Source organism: Devosia oryzisoli, assembly GCF_014837245.1.
Taxonomy (GTDB): domain Bacteria; phylum Pseudomonadota; class Alphaproteobacteria; order Rhizobiales; family Devosiaceae; genus Devosia; species Devosia oryzisoli.
In genome coordinates this window covers 1,043,296-1,062,333 of record NZ_JACYFU010000001.1, presented here as the reverse complement: position 1 = coordinate 1,062,333, position 19,038 = coordinate 1,043,296, and the positions used below count along the sequence as shown (strand labels likewise).

Sequence of the window (19,038 nt, the reverse complement as noted above, 5' to 3'; positions counted from 1 at the left end):
GAGCCTTACAGCACGGGCGACAGCAAGCGCGCCGCCTGGGTTGCAACATAGAGGGGGAGGGGGCGGCTTTCCACTTCCGCCATGCCGACCTGACGGCAGGCCTTGAAATCTTCCAGCAGCATGGCTTCCACGGCCGAAATCGTCTTCGGATCCGGAAACCACAGGGTGATTTCGAAATTGATGGCGAAGGAGCGATTGTCGAAGTTCACACTGCCCACTGTCGCCATGGTGTCGTCCACCAGCACCACCTTCTGGTGCAAAAATCCATCGGTGTAGCGATAGACCGCGATGTCGTGCTGCACCATTGCATCGGCGTGCGCCATGCTGGCCAGCCACACGATCTTGTGGTCAGGGTTGTCGGGCAGCATGATGCGCACATCCACCCCGCGCAACCGAGCAGCAAAGAGAGCCGTGCGGATGTCGACATCGGGCACGAAATAGGGGCTGACGATCCAAAGACGCTCGCGAGCTCGTCCGATGAGATCGGTGAAGGCGATGGCGCATTCCTCTAGCTTGTCCGCCGGCCCGCTGCCCATAACCAATGCCGACTCCTCGCCCGGCGTCTCAAGTTCCTTGGGCGGGCGGGGCGGGAGGCGCTCCCCGGTGGCCCATTCCCAGTCCTCCCGGAACAAAAGGGCGCAACCCAAGGCAGCAGGTCCTGAAAGCCGGACGTGGGTATCTCGCCAGTGACCAAGCCGGGGGTCTTCGCCAAGATATTCCACACCTACATTGTGGCCGCCGACCCACGCATGCTTGCCGTCCGCGACAACGATCTTGCGGTGGTTGCGGTAGTTGATGCGCGTGGGGCCGTAGAAGCGCAGGAACTTGTGGCGGCGATTGAAGCTTGAAACCTTGATGCCAGCTTCCCGGAGTTCCTTGCGGAAGCGCTTGGGCATGCCGGTGCTGCCGATATCGTCGTAGAGCAGGCAGATATCGACGCCCGCCTTTGCCTTGGCAATGAGCCTTTCCGCCAGTTCCTGTCCGAGACGGTCGTCGCGCACGATGTAGAACTGGACGAGTAGATACTCTTCTGCCGCGTCGATCCCCGCGAAAATGGAATCGAAAGTTGCCTGCCCATCGACCAGCAGCTCGATTTCGTTTCCCTTCAGGAAGGGCAGTTCCGAGACGTGCACCTGAACCGGCCAGAGCGCATCCTTCTCGCGATCCACAAGAGCCAGGTCTTTTGCGCGGAGGGGGCGGTCAGCGCGGCCGTTTTGTGTTCGGTCGCGCGCATAGTCATCAAAGAGTTTCCAGCCAAAGACCAGGTAGAGGAACACGGTGGGAAATGGCAGGAGCGCCAGCGACAAGAGCCAGGCGATGGAACCCTGCGAGGTCCGCGAGTTCAAAATCTCGCGGACAGCGCATACTGCCGCGAGAAGATAAAGCAGCCCTGTTATGAGAGCGAGAATGTGCAGGTCCGCAACAATAAGCCCGATGATCTCGTTCAGTCTCAGCACTTTGGTCCTCGCGCGGCGCCCGCACTCTAGCAGTCAGCACTGTCACGGCAAGCCAAGGCGGTTGGCTCTGTGACCGCCTGGCGTGAAAGTACCGCAATGGGGCAATTGTTCCGCAGACACTGGTGCTGCTCGGCGGACTTTCGAGCACGCTACTCGCTAGACCGCTACCGGCTCGATAACGTCGGAAATGTCAAGCGGGTGACGGTCGACCAGCCAAGGCGGCACGGGCAGGTCCCTGCTGGCTAGGAAGGCGGGATTATAGATTTTGCTGGCATAGCGGTTGCCGTAATCGCAGAGGATCGTAACGATGGTGTGCCCGGGACCGAGATCGCGGGCCATCCGAACGGCGCCGGCAATATTGATGGCGCTTGATCCGCCCAGGCAAAGGCCTTCGTGCTGCAGCAAGTCAAAGATGTAAGGCAGGGCTTCCGCATCAGGAATCTGATACGGCATGTCCACGGCCAGCCCCTCCAGATTGGCCGTTATTCGGCCCTGCCCGATGCCTTCGGTGATGGAGTCGCCTGAGGATTTCAACGTGCCGTGTGCGTAGTAGTCGAATAGGGCCGCGCCCTCGGGATCGGCTAGGCCGATCTTGATGTCAGGGTTGCGTTCCCGCAGTGCTTCAGCAACTCCGGCCAGTGTGCCGCCGGACCCCGCTGCACAAATGAACCCATCAATGCGTCCGTTGGTGTCGTGCCAGATTTCGGGCCCAGTAGTTTCCACATGCGCCCGCTTGTTTGACACGTTGTCGAACTGGTTGGCCCAGATGGCGCCTTCAGGCAGCTCGCGCGCGAGCTTCTCCGCTAGGCGTCCAGAAATTTTGATGTAGTTGTTGGGGTCCTTGTAGGGCTTTGCCGGAACCTCGATCAGTTCCGCTCCGTAAAGGCGAAGAGCGTCCTTCTTTTCCTGGCTCTGGGTTTCGGGAATGACGATCACTGACTTGAAGCCCAGGGAATTGGCGACGAGCGTGAGCCCAATCCCGGTATTGCCTGCCGTGCCTTCCACGATGGTGCCGCCCGGCTTGAGAGCGCCAGAGGCTACGGCGTCGTGAACGATGAACAGGGCCGCTCGGTCCTTGACCGACTGACCGGGATTGAGAAATTCTGCCTTGCCCCAGATTTCGCAGCCGGTAAGGGCGGATACGCGGTTGAGCCGAATAAGCGGCGTGTTGCCGATGGCGGAAATGAGGTCTTTGTGCTTGGCCATTTGCTCGCGCCTGCATTGATGAAGGCGCACCGTACGAGTCGCCCCGGGGGAGGGCAAGAGCTAGTCGCTTGCACGGCAACGCATTTTACCCAAGTGCCTGTGGGCGCAAAGGCCGGCGCCGAGAGCCGCCGGCAGCGCAACGACATTTCACCCACTTGGTTGCCACGTTGGGTCCAGGGGCGGGCCACCTGGCGGAACCGTGCCCGCAGCGGCCGCGGTATCTTAGGACAAGTTTGATTGTGCAGCGAGCGCGCGTTCCCGACTCGCCTTAAGGTCCACGATCGGCGTGGGATAGTCCAATCCCAGCGTTATACCGGCCTGTGCCAGCACTTCTGGCGGGGCTGCGGCAGGGTCGTGCAGGTGCTTGTTGGGCAACGCCGCCAGCTCTGGCACCCAGCGACGCACATAGCTGCCATCAGCGTCGAAACGCCCGCCTTGTGTGACGGGATTGAAGATGCGGAAATAGGGTGAGGCGTCCAGCCCGGTACCCGCGACCCACTGCCAGCTTGCCGAGTTGTTGGCGACATCGCTGTCGACCAGACAGTCCCAGAACCAAGCCTCGCCCTCGCGCCAGTCGAGCAGCATATTCTTCGATAGCAGCGATGCGACCAACATGCGCACCCTGTTGTGCATGTAACCGGTCTCCCACAGCTCTCGCATGCCTGCATCGACAATGGGAATGCCTGTTTGACCTCGCTGCCAGGCCTGCAGATCGCGCGCGCTGTTCCGCCAGGCCATCCTTCCGTATTTTGGCTGCATAGGCACCTTGGCGATGTCCTCGCGATGGTAAAGCTGGTGATAGCTGAAATCACGCCAGGCTAGTTCCGAGAGGAACTTCTCAACAGCGTTGGCAAGGCCCGGGTGCGCATGAGAACGCGCTTTGGCCGCTTGCCAAACCTGACGCGCGGAAATCTCGCCAAACCGCAAGTGAGGCGAAAGACGCGAGGTGACGTCGCGGGCGGGAAAGTCGCGACCGGTCGGGTAGTCGTCGAGGCTTTCGTCCAGGAAGTCGTGCAGCCGGTCGATTGCGGCCGCTTCGCCAATGGCCCAGTGTTGCGCGAACTTCTTCGCCCAACGCGGCTGGGTGTAGCGGTCAAAGAGCCCCGACGGTCTCGCGCTCCCACCCCCGCTCGGCGCCTTTAGGAGCGCGGCAATGTCCTTGGTCTTTAGAGTGCTCCAGAATGGCGTGAACACCGAATAGGGATGACCCTCTTTGGTGGCAATCAACCACGGCTCCACCAGCACGTTTCCCGGGTGCGAGTGGACCTTTACCTGCCTGTGGCCGAGACGCGTTTTGATGGTGGCATCGATCTCGCGTTCGCTGGGCGCGTAGCGGCGGTTCCAGTGGACTGATCGGGCGCCGGTATCCCGCAATACCTCATCGAGGGTGTCGGCAGCAGCACCGTGCTCCACGACGAGAGGAATGCCCTTCTCGGCTAGCCGATGTCCGAGGTCCTCCAGGCTGTGGTGCAGCCACCAACGCGCTGCACCCCCAGGGGCACGCAGGCTTGGATCCGTCTCGTGAATGTAGAGTGCGGTAACGGACTCCGATTCGGCAACGGCGGCGGCAAGTGCTGGATTGTCGGCGATGCGCAGATCGTTGCGCAGCCAGACTAGGGCTGTTGTCTTCGTCACGGCAGTCTCCCCGGCGTCAATCACCTACGCTCGGGGGACAGCTACGGTTCAGACTATTCCATCAACTCGGCCAGTTGCTCGAGCGCGGCGTTCCAGGCTTCCATCGAGAATATCCGGGTTTGCGCATCGGCATGGGGCAGTCCTCGCTCGACGAGAACAATCGTGGTGCGGTCGGCATCCACGGCCTTGAAGGTCAGATCGAGCACGAAGATCAACTCGTCGTCCTTGCTCTCTCCCTTGTGGATCCACGACATGACCAGCCGCTCGTCCTCAACAAACTGCAGAATCTCGCCGCTGACCTCATGGTCAGTTTCGTCATCATCCTCGGCGAAAGTGACATAGCGATACTGGCCACCCTCAAAGCGGTCGAACTCCGCTTCGTCGGCCTGCCACTGTTCGATCAGAGCAGGATCGGTGAAGGCGGAGAAGACGTCGCTGACATTGGCGTCGATGGTGCGCGTCAGCGTGATCTGGCTTTCGCCATCAGCGGTGATGTCGCTGCTCATTTGAAAGCCTTTCAGTGCCGGCGCGTTCGCATCGGAAGCGAAGCTTGCAAACATTCAACGGCAATGTGAGGAGAAGATGGCTCCGCGAGCTGGACTCGAACCAGCGACCATTCGATTAACAGTCGAACGCTCTACCAACTGAGCTATCGCGGAACACGCATCGGAGCCCTCTTGCGAGGGCGAGGTCCGTGTACCCAAACCCATCCGCTTTGCCAACCCCAAATGTCGCGTCCTGTGCATAAAAGTCAGCGGCCAGAAAGCTGCGCTTGGCGCTGCAGGTCTATCAGATCGTCTACGGTATTGAGATTGGCGAAGGGATTTCGCGGTTGTTCATCCCAGGCGACGGAGGCGGCCCCGAGAGCCTCGAGCAGGCGCCGTGGACGATCGGGCAGGGGCCGGCGCCGCAGCGCGCCGAGACGGTAGGCTGCATTGGTCGGATACCACTGGTCGCGCCATCCAGCCGCCGCTGCCTCGCTCGAAGATTGGAACAGCGGGACCAGAAGGCGCGCGCCGTAATCGGCGGGGAGAAAGGGCGTGTCCACGGCAACTGTCAGAACAATATCATCATCAGGCCGATCCGACAGGACTTCCAAGGCAGCCGCGATCCCCGCCATCGGTCCTCCGAAAGCGAGGTTGTCGTTGATCGTGCTCAAGGCTGGGGCGCGGGGGGCGGGATGACGCACGGCGAGCAAGACTTCAGCATGCGCTGCCAGCCGCCCGGCCACCCGATCCACAAGCCGTTTGCCCCCCACGCGCAGTTCGGCCTTGCGCACCCCGCCAAGCCGCTCGCCTGCGCCGCCAGCAAGGATCAGCGCGAAGACAGTCACTGGCGGAAGGGTGGTCTGAGGAGGAGCAGCAGCAGGATGCCTCCCAGCAGACCCCAGAACGGAGCACCCACACCGATAATGGTGATGCCCGACGCCGTGGCCACAAATGTGAGGATGGCAGGCAGGCGAACCTGCTCATCCTCTAGAGACCCGGCCAGTGAGGAGGCGAGGCTCGAGAACAAGGCCAGCCCCGCCACCGCCTGGATGAGCAGCGGTGGCGATGCCGCGATGAAGGCGGCCGCAACACTTGCTGCAAGTCCAAGCACCAGGTAGGTCGCGCCGGCCGCCATCGGCGCAGGCCAGCGGCGCCCCGGCAGGGGATGTGCTTCGGGCCCGGCACAGATGGCTGCCGTAATCGCCGCAAGATTGCTGGTCATGCCGCCGAAGAGGCCGGTGATCACGCTGACAAGGCCCGTCATCAGGAACAGGGGTGGCGGCGACACGCTGAAGCCATTCGCCCGCATAACGGCAAGGCCAGGCAGATTCTGCGAGGCCATCGTGACGATGTAGAGTGGTAGGGCGATACGCACGGTGGCGTCCCAAGTGAACGCAGGAACCACGAATCGCAACTGCGGCCACGCGCCGTCGAAGGTCGCAGAAGGCAAGTGTGTCGTTGCAACGAGAATGGCGCCTGTCACAACGACAGCGATGGGAACCGCATATCTGCGGGCAAAACGCAGCCCGAGCATCCACGCGAAGAGCACCGGCACAGCCAAAGCCGGTAGTTCTCCCACCGCCTTGATGGGCGCGAGGCAGAGCGTGAGCAGCATTCCGGCCAGCATGGCGTTGGCCAGCGGTGCCGGGATGGCTGCGACGGCGCGTGCCAACGGCTTGAGGATACCGGTGAGCACAATGAGCCCGCCGCAAACGATGAAAGCGCCGACAACGGCCGGAAAACCGCCTGCCGGTTCGCCCACCGTCAGAAGAAAGGCACCACCAGGAGTCGACCACGCAAAGCTTATGGGCACGCTTGCGCGCCAGGCGACGACTAAGTTCAGAAGACCGATGCCCAGGCAAACAGCGAAGAGCCCGGAGCCAGCCTCGCCCGCGGTCGCCCCGACAGCGGCAAGTGCGGCCAACATGAGTGTAAAGGTGCTGGCATAGCCCACGATCGCCGCCAGCACCCCCGCCATGATGGGCTGAACCAGATCGTCTCGTGGACGAGTAGGCGGCGCTTCTGCGTCTACGGACATGGCGACTCCCTGGAACTGCTCTGGGTGCACAGTCATCTTCGGGAATGGCGCAAACGACGGCGATAGTGGGAGAACTGGAGGCCGCGTCCGGAATCGAACCGGAGTACACGGATTTGCAATCCGCTGCGTAACCACTCCGCCACGCGGCCCCTGGACCGCCTTTTCAGGGGTTTGCCCCAGACTGTCAAGACAGCCGATGCGAGCGTTTCTCGATGTATAGGACAAACTGGTTCACAACAGACGCAAGGGAAGGGAACACAACTCCTCGCGGGGCGGTTGAGGTCAGATTAGGCAGTTGAGGATGACGCCATGGCCAACCATGATCAAAAATCAAAGCCGGCCCCGCTCGAAACGAATGAGGGCGACCAGCAGGACGACAATCTGGACGATCGCGGGCGCCGCCCGGATGGCTCAGAACAGGATCAGCCTGTCGATCCGGCACCGGAGAGGAAATCCGGGTCCCACGAATAATGGGGGGCCTGTCGCGTCCTCTTCACGACAAAGCTGCTCGGCCTGACACATCGGCTTGCCAACGCCGAGCGCGGGGGATATTCACGTCCAGCATATAATAAGTATGGCCGGACGTTTTGATGGCGGATTTTTCAGCCGCGCGACGCGCTATGGTGGATAGCCAACTGCGCACAACCGGCGTGACCGAGCGCCGCCTTCTGGCAGCAATGGGCAGCACGGCACGAGAGGATTTCGTTCCCCCAGCACGGCGCGCGATCGCCTACATCGACGATCATCACGTACTTTCCGACTCGCTCGAAAACACCCGCTTCCTGGCGGCCCCCAGCGTATTCGGGCGCCTCGTGCAGATGGCAGCCATCAAATCCGACGACCGGGTGCTCGATGTGGGCGCAGGAACGGGCTACTCAACTGCCATTCTAGCCCAGCTCGGGGCGCACGTGACGGCTGTGGAAAGCGATCCGGACCTTGCCGAGGCAGCGAGGGCGGCGCTGCAGGCGGCGGAATTCCATAATGCCGTGGTGGTCACCAGCCTCGAAAAGGTAAATCAAAAAAGCTTTGACGTCATCGTGGTAGAGGGTGCGCTGTTTGCTGCGCCTGATGACCTTCTCGCGCGCCTCAATGTCGGTGGGCGGCTCGTGGCCATGATTCGGCAGCGAAGGGTCGGCTGTGCAACGATCTATACCAGAGACCAGGATGCCGTTACGTCTCGGTCAGAATTCAATGCTAACCTTCCGCCTCTGGAAAAGCCGCCGACTTCCGAGGATTTTGTCTTTTAGGTGTCGCAGTGTTGCACCACGGTAACGCGTTGTATTCTTAGTTGGCGTATTTTCGTATTAGTTGCCAGGGCGGCCGTAACCCCAACGACCGGGCTAGTGAATGTGGGTTTGGAGACGAGTCGATGAAATTTCGTGGACCGATAGCAGTCAGTCTGCTGGCCATTGGGGTCTCGCTCGGCTTGGGGGGCGCGGTACAGGCACAATCCATTACCCAAGCGCTCACTGCCGCTTACGACTATGCTCCTGATCTTCAATCGGCTCTGCTCAATGCCAAGGCCACAGCTGAAAACATCGCGCAGGCCAAATCGGGCAAGCTCCCCACCATCGGCGCCTCGATCAGCGGCTCACAGAATCTCAGTCTGAACAATGGTGACTGGACCAGTAGCCAGAGCCTGACAACGGGCCTCTCCTACAACCAGACGATCTTCGACAATGGCCAAACCGATGCTCAGATCGAAGCTGCGCGGGCCGGGGCGGAGGCCGCTGAATACCAGATCCGCAACACCGAGCAGAACGTGCTGCTCGAAGTGGTGCAGGCCTACATGAATGTTCTGAGCGGGCGCCAACTCGTGGCCTTGCGCCAGGAAAATATCAACTTCTACCAAGCGCAACTGCAGTCTGCGCGTGACAGGCTGGAGGTGGGCGAAGGCACCCGAATCGACGTGGCTCAGGCCGAGGCGCGCCTGGCGCAGGGACAGGCAAGCTATCGGTCGGCGGTGGGCGGCCTCGAAACTAGCGTGGCGACGTTCCAGCGCTATGTCGGCGCCAAGCCTGGATCGTTGAGTACAACACACAATTTCAACCGTCTGATCCCGCGTTCACTCGATGCGGCAATCTCTGAAGCGGAGACCGGCCATCCCGCGATTCTCGCCGCCAAGGCGGCGATCAGGGCGGCTCAGGCCGGCAGCGATGTCGCCGAGGCATCTTTTGGGCCGACGGCAAAGATGACCGGGCAGATCGGGACGAGCTGGACTGGTCCGAACGGGGGACCGAGAGACGGTATCACCGGTTCGCTCGGGTTCAATATCACGGTGCCGATCTACGCAGGGGGAGCGATCGGCTCAAGTATCCGTAAGGCCAATCTGCAGCAGATCAAGTCGGAAGTGGATGCCATGTCCGCCTACGACCAAATCCGTGCGGCGGTGATCTCGGCCTGGGCCGGCATTCAGAGTGCGGACGCGCAGATATCGGCGGCCCAGTCGGCGGTGAACGCCGGCACCACAGTGCTAAACGGCGTAATCCAGGAACGGGACCTTGGCACGCAGACCACGCTCGATGTCCTCAACTCGCAGGCTGAGCTCACGACCGCCAGGGAAGGCCTCATCAACGCCAGCAGCGGCAAGGTGATCGCCACTTTCTCGCTGCTCGCCGCCATGGGTCGACTCACGGCGCAGGATTTGGGGTTGCCGGTGGAGATCAAGACGGCGGTTCCCTATACGCAGGCCGTCGAAGATGTGTGGGCCGAACTGCGCACCATCGAAGACTGAGCAATCAATCCCCGCTCCATCTGTTGTGGCCGGGCTCGTCCCGGCCACAACTTTTGGTGGAAGACTGCCACTTCCGGTGTGGGGGCGATTCCTAAAGTCAGCTCTTGCCGCTAAGGTATTGATAACGAATCAGGCGGGGCCGACTGCGGAGCCTTGCTGTTATCGGGCGCGTGAGTAAGAGGCACTGATGAACAAGCCGGCACCCAAAGAACCCTCCATGGACGAAATCTTGTCGTCCATCCGGCAGATCATCGCGGATGACGACGCCGCCGGCGTGCCCCGCCGGCCAACCATCCAGGCGGCACCGCCGCCGATGCAGGCGGCCCCGGCCAAGCCGTTGAGCGAGCAGGAAGAGCGCGATCTGTCCGAAATGCTCGATGAGATCCAGCCGCTAGCGCTTTCGCCCTCGCAGATCGTCGACGACGAGAGCGGGCAGGACGAGGATGGCCTGAGCTTCGACTCTCTCCTGGCGGACACGTCGAATAGTTCGGGCGCATCTGCCTCCAGTGGTCCGCGTCTGGTAGAGGCCGATGACGTAGCCTTTGCCGCGACCGATGATCTCCCACAGTTCGACCCCGCGCCGGCGCGCGCTTCGGAACCCGCGTCCGATCCGGAGCCGGTTTTTGGCCGCATCCCGCAACAGGAGGCGCGGCCCGAGCCGGAAGTGGGGCCGGCAATGGCCGCCTCTCCCTTGCCCGATCCGCATCTGACGAGCGACATCGCAAACGAGCTTTTGGAACCTGCGACGAAGGCCGCGGTCCGGAGTTCCATCGGCAAGCTCAACGCCTTGGGAATCGGTAATCCTGGCCTCACCATTGAGGCGATGATGCGCGACATGCTTCGTCCTATGCTGAAAGAGTGGCTCGACGAGAACCTTCCATCGGTGGTGGAACGCATGGTCGAGCGCGAAATTTCCCGCATTTCCCGCGGCGAATAATCAGCCTGCTCCATCAACCTGTGCGGCAGTTGACCCTGCGGCCGGCATTTGCTTGAAGTCTTATCACCTCTTCCGGCCCGCCAGGCACAGCTTGGCGGGTCTATGCTGTTGCGAGTGACCCGATGCTAGAAAAGACCTACGACCCCGCCGCCGTCGAAAGCCGCATCTATGATGCCTGGCTGGAGGCAAACGCCTTCGCGGCCGGGGCAGGGGCCAAGCCGGGCGCGGAAACCTTCACCATCGTCATTCCGCCGCCCAACGTCACCGGTTCGCTCCACATCGGGCACGCGCTCAACAACACCATCCAGGACATCCTGGTCCGGTTCAACCGCATGCTGAAAAAGGATGTTCTCTGGCAGCCGGGCACCGACCATGCCGGTATCGCTACCCAAATGATCGTGGAACGGCAGCTTGCGGAAAAGCAGTTGGACCGGCGGAGCATGGGCCGTGAGGCCTTTATCGAGCGGGTCTGGGAGTGGAAGGCCGAGAGCGGCGGAACCATCATGAACCAGCTCAAGCGCCTCGGCGCTTCGGCCGATTTTTCTCGCGAGAAGTTCACCATGGGCGAGCGCGGCCAGCCGGACGACCAGATGGTCCGCGCGGTCACCAAGGTGTTCGTGGAACTGCACAGGCGCGGGCTCATCTACCGCGCCAAGCGCCTTGTGAACTGGCACCCGGGTCTCGAAACCGCGATCTCCGACCTCGAGGTGGAGAACATCGAGGTCAAGGGCCATATGTGGCACCTGCGCTATCCGCTGGCCGACGGCGTCACCTACCAGTTTCCGCTCAAGGACGAGGACGGGACAGTCACCGGCAGTGAGACGCGCGACTATGTGGTTGTCGCCACCACGCGACCCGAAACCATGCTGGGTGACGTGGCGGTGGCTGTGCACCCCGACGATGAGCGCTATGCGTCCCTGGTCGGCAAGTTCATCGAGTTGCCACTGGTAGGCCGTCGCATTCCGATCGTGGCGGACGACTATGCTGATCCGACCCTTGGTACCGGTGCCGTCAAGATTACACCCGCACACGACTTCAACGATTTCGAGGTTGGAGCCCGAGCGAGTCTTGAACCGATCAACGTCTTCACGACACGTGGTGCGATCATCGACGCCGATTTTGTTCCCGAACCGTATCGCGGCCTCGACCGTTTCGAGGCGCGCAAAGCCATCGTCGCCGATCTCGCCGCGCTGGCCGAGGAGAACCCGGCGCGCGGGCTCAGCCATATCGAAGACAAGAAAATCATGGTGCCGCACGACGAGAAGTCCAAGCTCGTCGTCATCGAGCCGTTCCTGACCGACCAGTGGTGGGTCAAGGCCGACATTCTGGCCCAACCGGCTTTGGCCGCCGTACGCGAAGGCCGAACTAAGTTCGTTCCCCAGCAATACGAGAATACCTATTTCGCCTGGCTCGAGAACATCAAGCCCTGGTGCATTTCTCGCCAGCTCTGGTGGGGACACCAGATCCCGGCCTGGTATGGCCCGGACAATGAAGCTTTTGTCGCTTACGACGAAGCCGAGGCTAAGGCTGCGGCCGAAAAGCATTATGGCAAGCCTGTCGCGCTGACGCGCGACCCTGACGTGCTCGACACCTGGTTTTCATCGGCGCTTTGGCCGTTCTCGACGCTGGGTTGGCCTGACGAGACGCCGGAACTCAAGCGCTACTACCCGACCGATGTTCTGGTCACTGGCTTTGACATCATCTTTTTCTGGGTCGCCCGCATGATGATGATGGGCCTTGAGTTCCTCAAGGAGGAGCCGTTCCACACGGTCTACATGCACGCCTTGGTCCGCGACGAGAAGGGCCAGAAGATGAGCAAGACCAAGGGGAACGTGATCGATCCGCTCAAACTGGTGGATGAATACGGCGCCGATGCCACGCGCTTCACGCTCGCGGCCATGGCGGCGCAGGGGCGCGATCTCAAGCTCGCCATTTCGCGCGTCGAGGGCTACCGCAACTTCGTCACGAAACTCTGGAATGCGGCGCGCTTCCTGGAGATGAACGAGTGCCGGCGGGTCGAGGGGTACGACCCGCGCGCCAACACCCTGCCGCTCAACCGCTGGATCGTCGGCGCTACGGCGCGGGCGCTGCAGGCGGTGCGGGCGGGGATCGAGGACTACAAGTTCAACGAGGCGGCCAACAGCGCCTATGACTTCGTCTGGGGCACGTTCTGCGACTGGTATGTCGAGTTCGCCAAGCCCGTCTTCATGGGTGAGGATGAGGCGGCCAAGGCGGAAACCCGGGCCACCGCGGCCTGGGCGCTCGACCAGATCCTCGTCATGCTGCATCCGATGATGCCGTTCGTGACGGAGGAACTGTGGGCCGAGACCGGCAAATCCGGCCCGGCACGCGAGGGCATGCTGATCCTCAGCGAATGGCCGGACCTGGCGGGGCTCGAGGATAGCGCCGCCGATGCCGAGCTGGCCTGGCTGATCGATGTCATCTCCAACGTGCGCTCCGTGCGCGCCGAAATGAACGTGCCGGCGGGCGCCAAGCTGCAACTGGTGGTGACCGGGGCCGGGGACGAGACGCTTGGCCGGCTGGTTGCCGGTACGGCGCTCATCACGCGGCTGGCCCGCCTTGAAGAAATTTCTCCGCGCAACGACGTGCCGGGCGAATCGGCGCAGTTCGTGGTGGGCGACGCCACCTTCGCGCTGCCGCTGGCGGGGGTGATCGACATCGGGGCGGAGCGGACTCGTCTCGAGAAGGAAATCGGCAAGCTCGACGGGGAAATCCTCCAGGTGGACAAGAAGCTCTCCAACGAGCAGTTCGTCGCCAAGGCACCCGAGGAGGTCATCGAGGAGCAGAAGGCGCGGCGGGACGCGGCAATCGAGCGCCGTGCCCGCATCCGGGATGCGCTCGATCGCCTGAAGTAAGACCGGCGACGGGAAGCGCGACGGATCGCGCTCCCGTTTGCGGTCGCCCTAGATGCGACCCTGCAGCCGATGCAGGCTGGCGTAGACGCCCTCCTGCGCCATGAGCAGGTCGTGCGGACCCTCCTCGACGATGCCCGCTTCGGTAAGCACGAGGATGCGGTCCGCGTGCCGTACCGTCGAGAGGCGATGCGCAATAACAATAGTGGTCCGCCCTTGCGCCAACGTCAGCAAGGCCTGCTGTATGGCCCGCTCGCTCTCATTGTCGAGGGCGCTGGTCGCTTCGTCGAAGATCAGGATGGATGGTGCCTTTAGAAAGGCTCGGGCAATCGTCAGTCGCTGTTTCTGGCCGCCGGACAGTCGGACGCCGCGCTGGCCGATTTCAGTGTCGTAGCCCTGCGGCAGGCTCATGATGAAGTCATGGGCGTTGGCGGCGCGTGCAGCTGCGACAAGGTCCTTTTGGTTCGCCCCGGGCCGGCCATAGCGGAGGTTGTCCGCAACGGAGCCGGCGAACAGATATACGTCCTGTTGCACCACCCCAATCGCCTGTCGCAGCGATGCCAGCGTGACGTCGCGTATGTCCTTGCCATCGATCGTAATCCGGCCGCTACTGAGTTCATAGAAGCGGGGTAGCAGACTGCAGAGGGTGGATTTACCGACGCCCGACGGCCCCACCAGCGCGATGAACTCGCCAGCATCGATCTTGAGCGACAAGCCACCGAGCACCATGGGGCCGGCTTGGCCGTAGCGGAATGAAACATCCTCGAACGACACGTCGCCGGCGATGGCCCCCAAGGCTTTGGCGCTTGGACGATCGCCGATATCGGGTTGTTCCTCAAGAAGTTCCATGGCGCGAACGAAGCCGGTGTAGCCCTCCTGCCACAGACGGATAAAGTTATCGAGCCGCTTGAGCGGATCGACGAGTACACCGGCGGCCAGAAGAAGCGTCAGGACATCCGCCACTCCTATTTCGCCCCCGATAACCCGGAGAGCGCCGGTAGCGATGACGGTGACGGTGACCAACTGGGCGAACGCGTCCATCCCCGACCACAGCATCGCCTCGCTCCGATAGCCTCGCGACCGGCTACGAAGGAAGCTGCGGTTCTCGACGTCGAACCTGCGCTGCTCTTCGGCCTCGGTGCCGAATGACTGAACCACCCGAATGCCACTCAGCGTGTCTTCCACGCGCTCGTTGACGGCGGCGATACGCTCCTTGCTGGAGCGCATCGCCAGCTTCATGTGCCGGTTGAAGATGAAGGCGTAACCGATGGCTAACGGGATCATCGTGCTTATTGCCCACCCGGTAGGAGCGTCGAGCGCAAAGATGACTGCGAGTGCGCCGACGAACTTTAGGAGGCCGATAGTGGCGTCCTCCGGGCCGTGGTGAAACAACTCGCCCAGCCACAGTGAGTCCGTCGTGATGCGGCTCATCAACTGACCCGTCCGCTGCCGATCATAGAAGGCGAACGACAGCTTCTGACAATGCTCGAACAGCTCGCGGCGCACCTGCGCCTCAATCCGGGCGCCCATGACATGGCCACGATAGTCGACGAAGTAGGTCGCCAGGGCCTGCACTAACACCACTGCGAGCAAGATACTGCCCCACCCGACCAATTGCGGCATGGCCTGGGAGGCGGGGAGGGTAGGCAAGTGCGCAAGGACGAAATTAGCGAGCAAGGGTAACGCGACCGCAGTAGCCGCTACCAGCGCCGCGCAACACAGATCGGCCGCCAGCAAACGGAGATGAGGCCGATAATAGCTGATGAATTTGCGCCACCGTTGCGGTTGGCGCTTCAAGGAGGAGAGTGGAGCAGGGAAGCTAGCGTCGCGGCGGCGGCTCCCCATAAGAGCACGAAGAAACATGGAAAAGAGTGTCCCGTTGCAGACCAAGAGCTTGGTAGTTCAACAGGATCGCTCTCATCTCAAACCTCCGGTTCGAATTGGACACTACTATGGTTGGGCCGCTTCAGCAGAGCAAGAGCGACCAGCGATGACGCCGGCTCATCGCCCTCTCTGTGACGATTCAGCAACAACGAATACGATTCATTTCATTCACCCTTCGGGGCAAGATTTTGGCGATGTTTCCCGCCACAATCTACCGCTACATCCCTCGCCGCGGCCACACTTACAGGTGCTGCTGCGAAACTCTCATTAACAGCGGCAGGACGCCGTGGTGACTATCTGCAGGACGGCAGCTTTGGCTCGAGCCTTGTTACATCGAAACTGGAGCAGCGCAGCTGTGCGCGCGCTTGTGATGGCGTCGGCTGGAATCCTGACACAATGCGGATTTACGCATTCTTTACGTTTCGCTTGGCAAGGGGCGACCCTTTCGTCAGGCTCACAAGCTGGCACGGTCGTGTCGAGTACTATCAGAGCGCCGTTCGGGCAGCCTCGAGTTGAGTACGCTCACCGACTGGTGGGCGAAAGGAGTAACATGCGGATATCAAGGGGTATGACCCTGGCTTCCGCTTTCGCTGGCCTGTCTCTGGCGCTGTGCGCGGTCGCCACGCCGTCCTATGCACAGACAGCCGCCGACGCGGCCCAGGATCTGGCCAAGATGCTCGATGGCGGCGGCACCATCGTTTCCAATGACGCCTATCTTTCCGCACTCGAAAACGACGCTGCGGCCGGCCGGCCGATGGCCCTTTGGCAGCTTGGCACGATGTACGAGAACGGTGAGGGGGTCGAAAAGAACCCGGCGAAGGCGTTCGGGTACTTTGCGCAGATCGCCAACCAGCACGCCGATACGCCACCGCGTGGCGTGGAAGCGGACATCGTCGCGCGCTCGTTCGTCAAGTTGGGCGAGGATTATTTCCGCCTTGGCGACCCGGCCGCGGGTGTTCCCCAGAATGCTGACCAATATCATCGCATGCTGCTGCACGCAGCGACCTATTTCGGCGATGCCGAGGCCCAATACCGTGTTGGCCTGCTGTACCAGAGCAAGGATGGTTTGGGCATCAGCCCGGTACTGAGCGCACGGTGGCTGCAGTCGGCAGCGCACAAAGGCCACTGTCTGGCTCAGGCCCAGCTAGGCGACCTCCTGTTCAATGGGATGGAGAATTATCCAGCGCGCCCCGCCGAAGGTCTCATGTGGCTCAACATTGCCCACGCAACATGTGCCAACAGTTCAGAACAGGGGCAGGCGGACGAACTGCTCAATCGGGCGATGTCTGTTGCATCACCCGAAGATCGGGCCCAGGCCGTAGCCATGGCTACCGGTGGCAAGCCGGAGCCGGATCAGTTCTGAGCGTGCGAAAGGAGCAGGCGTCCTGCACCAGCGTCATCGCCTGCAGGCACCTTGCTTCTTGTCTAGAAGCTGAAGCTGAATATGCCCTCGACCGGCACGTGATCGCTCGGTTTGTCCCAGCCGCGAACATCCTTGTGCACGGTCACATCGTCCAGCCTGTCCGCAGCCTGGGGCGACAGCATCAGGTGATCAATGCGAATACCGGCATTGCGACGCCATGCCCCGGCCTGGAAGTCCCAGAACGTGAACTGCTGTTCGCCAGAGACAGCACGCAGGGCGTCGGTCATTCCCAGGTTCTGCAACACGCGGAACCGTGACAGGCTCTCCGGACGATAGAGAGCATCACCCCACCAGTCCTCAGGATTGCGCGCATCGATCGGTGCAGGGATCAGGTTGAAATCGCCCATCAGGATGAAGGGTTCTTCCAGTTCCAGCCGCTGCTCTACGAACCGGTTCAGGCGGTCCATCCAGTTGAGTTTGTACGGGAATTTCTCCGAGTCTACAGGGTTGCCGTTGGGGAGATAGATGTTGCACACACGTACAATACCGCCTTCGGTTGAAAACACCCCTTCAATCAGGCGGGCCTGCTCGTCCGCGTCGTCGCCCGGCAGGCCACGGTGCACCTCGTCGAACCGCTGCTTGGACAGAAGCGCAACGCCGTTCCAGCTCTTCTGGCCATGCGTTTCAAGGTTGTAGCCCAGCGCCTCGATCTCGGCCCGCGGGAACCCTTCATCAACTGTCTTGATCTCCTGGAGCCCCACGATGTCGGGCTTTTCTTCTTCCAGCCAGCGCAGGAGCAGTTCAAGCCGCGCCTTGATGCCGTTGATGTTCCAGGTGGCGATGCGGACAGCCATGGGGGCTCCTTCAGGTGAGATCGGCGTAGACGGCGCGGCGCAACTTGCGGGGGTACTCGAGTTCGCCACCATAGAAGGCGGTATTGCTCAGAGAAAGCATGGCGATCTCATTGACCGGGTCCAGCGACCAGATGTGGCCGTATATGCCGCCCCAGTTGTTGGTACCGGCTGGCCAGGGATGACCGGCTTTTTGCGGATCCGTCGTATAGCTTCCGAGAAAGCTGAACGCCTGACCTGGTTCCCGCTCAAACCCCATCTGATTCTGCATGGCAGTTCGTGCCGTCTCCGGTTTTAGAACCGGGTGACCGCCCTGCAACAGCATTTGGAGAAACCGGATGAAGTCGCTGGCGCTGGTGACAGTACCGCCGCCGCCTGATTGGAAAGCGCGGGTGTTGAAGATGCGGTTCGGTGAGAAACGCGTGACGCCGCCCCACGGGTTGGGCAATGCCGTCGGCTCCGCCATGCGTTCGGGCGAAGGATCGCCATCGCCATAGGGAACGGCCAATCTGGCGCGGTCGCTGACGGCAAAGCCCGTGGCGCTCATGGCGAGAGGCCCGGTGACGTAATGTTCCAAGGCTTCGCCCAGAGATGCGCCGTGAACCGCGGCCACCACTCCGCCGAGAACATCGATGGCCATGGAGTATGCCCAGGACGTACCCGGAACGTAGGCGAGCGGCTGCTCGGCAATAAGATGCAGTACTTCGTCCAGGCCCATCGCCGTATCGGTCAGGCCGGCCGAAATACGCGGATCGGCGGCAGAGTAGTCATAAGTCAGGCCCGCCGTATGGGTCAGCAGATGCTTGAGGGTAATCGTCGGCCGGGTGCCGTCGGGAAGGCGCGGCCGAAAATAAGGCAGGTGCTTGGTGACGGGATCATCAACTGTGACAAGCCCACGATCCTGCATCGCGAGAATGATCGAAGCGACCATGGGCTTGGTCAGTGAAGCAGCGCGGAAGATGGTGTCTTCACGGACAGGGATGTCCGCCTCACGGTCGGCAAACCCGCCGACGCGCAAGAGCACCACTTCATTTCGTCTGGCGACGGCAACCACTGTACCGACCAGCTTACCGCTTTCGAGAGCGGCGTCGACGACGGCGTGGGTTCTAGAAAAATCGGCCACAACAATCTCCTCCGGCACACTTGCGCCGGTTGGGCTCAATCGTGGCAAGGCGCAGGGTGGTTAGACGGCGAAACTGGTTCCGCATCCGCACGAGGCAACGGCATTGGGGTTCTTGATTTGGAAGCTCTGGCCGATCAGATCGTCCACGAAGTCGATCTCGGCGCCTCCCATGAACTCGAGGCTGAGCGAGTCGATCAGAACCGTAGCGTCGCCCTTGTTCAGAACGAGATCGTCGGGAGTGGGACTCTGTTGAACAAGATTGTACTCGTATTGGAAGCCCGAACAACCACCCCCAGCCACGGAGATGCGCAAAACCGTTCCCGCCGGTTCCTTCGATACGATGCGCGCGACCCGCTTGGCTGCACGATCCGTAAGGGTGACTGTGGGGGCAGGGGCAAGGGCGGCGTCGGTCATGGCTGTTTCCGTGAAGGTCGTGATGTCATAACGCT

At 61.7% G+C, this 19,038-nt stretch carries 16 protein-coding genes and 2 tRNA genes; 6 read left to right on the top strand and 12 right to left on the bottom strand.

Features of this window, described 5'->3' with window-relative positions; all coding sequences use genetic code 11:
- Positions 1-5: 5 nt before the first annotated feature.
- The 8 genes from cls to IC608_RS05285 all read right to left on the bottom strand — a co-directional run bounded on the left by cls (position 6) and on the right by IC608_RS05285 (position 6,973).
- Entirely contained in the window at positions 6-1,457 is a 1,452-nt protein-coding gene (gene cls, locus IC608_RS05320; RefSeq protein WP_345890835.1) for a cardiolipin synthase, read from the bottom strand.
- 156 nt (positions 1,458-1,613) lie between these two features.
- Positions 1,614-2,663, bottom strand: coding sequence for a cysteine synthase A (locus IC608_RS05315; RefSeq protein WP_191773284.1), 1,050 nt, complete (start codon positions 2,661-2,663; stop codon positions 1,614-1,616).
- Positions 2,664-2,885: 222 nt separating this feature from the next.
- The gene (locus IC608_RS05310; protein ID WP_191773283.1) at positions 2,886-4,298 is read right to left on the bottom strand and encodes an FAD-binding domain-containing protein; all 1,413 of its coding nucleotides are present in this window, start codon (positions 4,296-4,298) and stop codon (positions 2,886-2,888) included.
- 53 nt (positions 4,299-4,351) lie between these two features.
- The gene (locus IC608_RS05305) at positions 4,352-4,804 is read right to left on the bottom strand and encodes an SRPBCC family protein (RefSeq protein ID WP_191773282.1); all 453 of its coding nucleotides are present in this window, start codon (positions 4,802-4,804) and stop codon (positions 4,352-4,354) included.
- Between the two features lie 77 nt (positions 4,805-4,881).
- Positions 4,882-4,957 (bottom strand) — tRNA-Asn (locus IC608_RS05300).
- 92 nt (positions 4,958-5,049) lie between these two features.
- Entirely contained in the window at positions 5,050-5,631 is a 582-nt protein-coding gene (mobA, locus tag IC608_RS05295; protein WP_191773281.1) for an NTP transferase domain-containing protein, read from the bottom strand.
- Positions 5,628-6,824 carry a benzoate/H(+) symporter BenE family transporter gene (locus IC608_RS05290; RefSeq protein WP_248306167.1) on the bottom strand — a complete coding sequence of 399 codons (1,197 nt, stop codon included), beginning with the start codon at positions 6,822-6,824 and terminating at the stop codon, positions 5,628-5,630. The genes mobA and IC608_RS05290 overlap by 4 nt, the downstream gene beginning before the upstream one ends.
- Before the next feature lie 75 nt (positions 6,825-6,899).
- Positions 6,900-6,973, bottom strand: a tRNA-Cys gene (locus IC608_RS05285).
- Positions 6,974-7,133: 160 nt separating this feature from the next.
- On the opposite strand from IC608_RS05285, the gene IC608_RS05280 reads away from it, so the two are divergent.
- From IC608_RS05280 to IC608_RS05260, 5 genes are all read left to right on the top strand, one after another.
- Positions 7,134-7,295, top strand: a complete 162-nt coding sequence (locus tag IC608_RS05280) for a hypothetical protein (RefSeq protein WP_191773279.1) — start codon at positions 7,134-7,136, stop codon at positions 7,293-7,295.
- A 119-nt stretch (positions 7,296-7,414) separates the two neighbouring features.
- Entirely contained in the window at positions 7,415-8,071 is a 657-nt protein-coding gene (locus tag IC608_RS05275; protein WP_345890852.1) for a protein-L-isoaspartate O-methyltransferase family protein, read from the top strand.
- A gap of 122 nt (positions 8,072-8,193) precedes the next feature.
- The gene (locus IC608_RS05270) at positions 8,194-9,558 is read left to right on the top strand and encodes a TolC family outer membrane protein (RefSeq protein WP_191773275.1); all 1,365 of its coding nucleotides are present in this window, start codon (positions 8,194-8,196) and stop codon (positions 9,556-9,558) included.
- Positions 9,559-9,745: 187 nt separating this feature from the next.
- Positions 9,746-10,495 carry a DUF2497 domain-containing protein gene (locus IC608_RS05265; protein ID WP_191773273.1) on the top strand — a complete coding sequence of 250 codons (750 nt, stop codon included), beginning with the start codon at positions 9,746-9,748 and terminating at the stop codon, positions 10,493-10,495.
- Positions 10,496-10,617: 122 nt separating this feature from the next.
- Positions 10,618-13,371, top strand: coding sequence for a valine--tRNA ligase (locus IC608_RS05260; RefSeq protein ID WP_191773271.1), 2,754 nt, complete (start codon positions 10,618-10,620; stop codon positions 13,369-13,371).
- A 48-nt stretch (positions 13,372-13,419) separates the two neighbouring features.
- On the opposite strand, the gene IC608_RS05255 is transcribed toward IC608_RS05260, so the two are convergent.
- On the bottom strand, positions 13,420-15,231 hold the full coding sequence (locus tag IC608_RS05255) for an ABC transporter ATP-binding protein (protein WP_191773270.1): 1,812 nt from the start codon (positions 15,229-15,231) through the stop codon (positions 13,420-13,422).
- Between the two features lie 589 nt (positions 15,232-15,820).
- Here IC608_RS05255 and IC608_RS05250 point away from each other — a divergent pair.
- Positions 15,821-16,615: a tetratricopeptide repeat protein gene (locus IC608_RS05250; RefSeq protein WP_191773268.1), complete on the top strand. Its 795-nt coding sequence runs from the start codon at positions 15,821-15,823 to the stop codon at positions 16,613-16,615.
- Positions 16,616-16,677: 62 nt separating this feature from the next.
- Here the strand turns inward: IC608_RS05250 and xth are convergent, their stop codons facing one another.
- The 3 genes from xth to IC608_RS05235 are packed head-to-tail and all read right to left on the bottom strand — an operon-like array spanning position 16,678 to position 19,003.
- Positions 16,678-17,469, bottom strand: coding sequence for an exodeoxyribonuclease III (gene xth, locus IC608_RS05245; protein ID WP_191773266.1), 792 nt, complete (start codon positions 17,467-17,469; stop codon positions 16,678-16,680).
- 10 nt (positions 17,470-17,479) lie between these two features.
- Entirely contained in the window at positions 17,480-18,589 is a 1,110-nt protein-coding gene (locus IC608_RS05240) for a serine hydrolase (protein ID WP_191773264.1), read from the bottom strand.
- 60 nt (positions 18,590-18,649) lie between these two features.
- Complete coding sequence (locus tag IC608_RS05235; protein ID WP_191773262.1) at positions 18,650-19,003, bottom strand: HesB/IscA family protein; 354 nt, start codon at positions 19,001-19,003, stop codon at positions 18,650-18,652.
- Positions 19,004-19,038 lie beyond the last annotated feature (35 nt).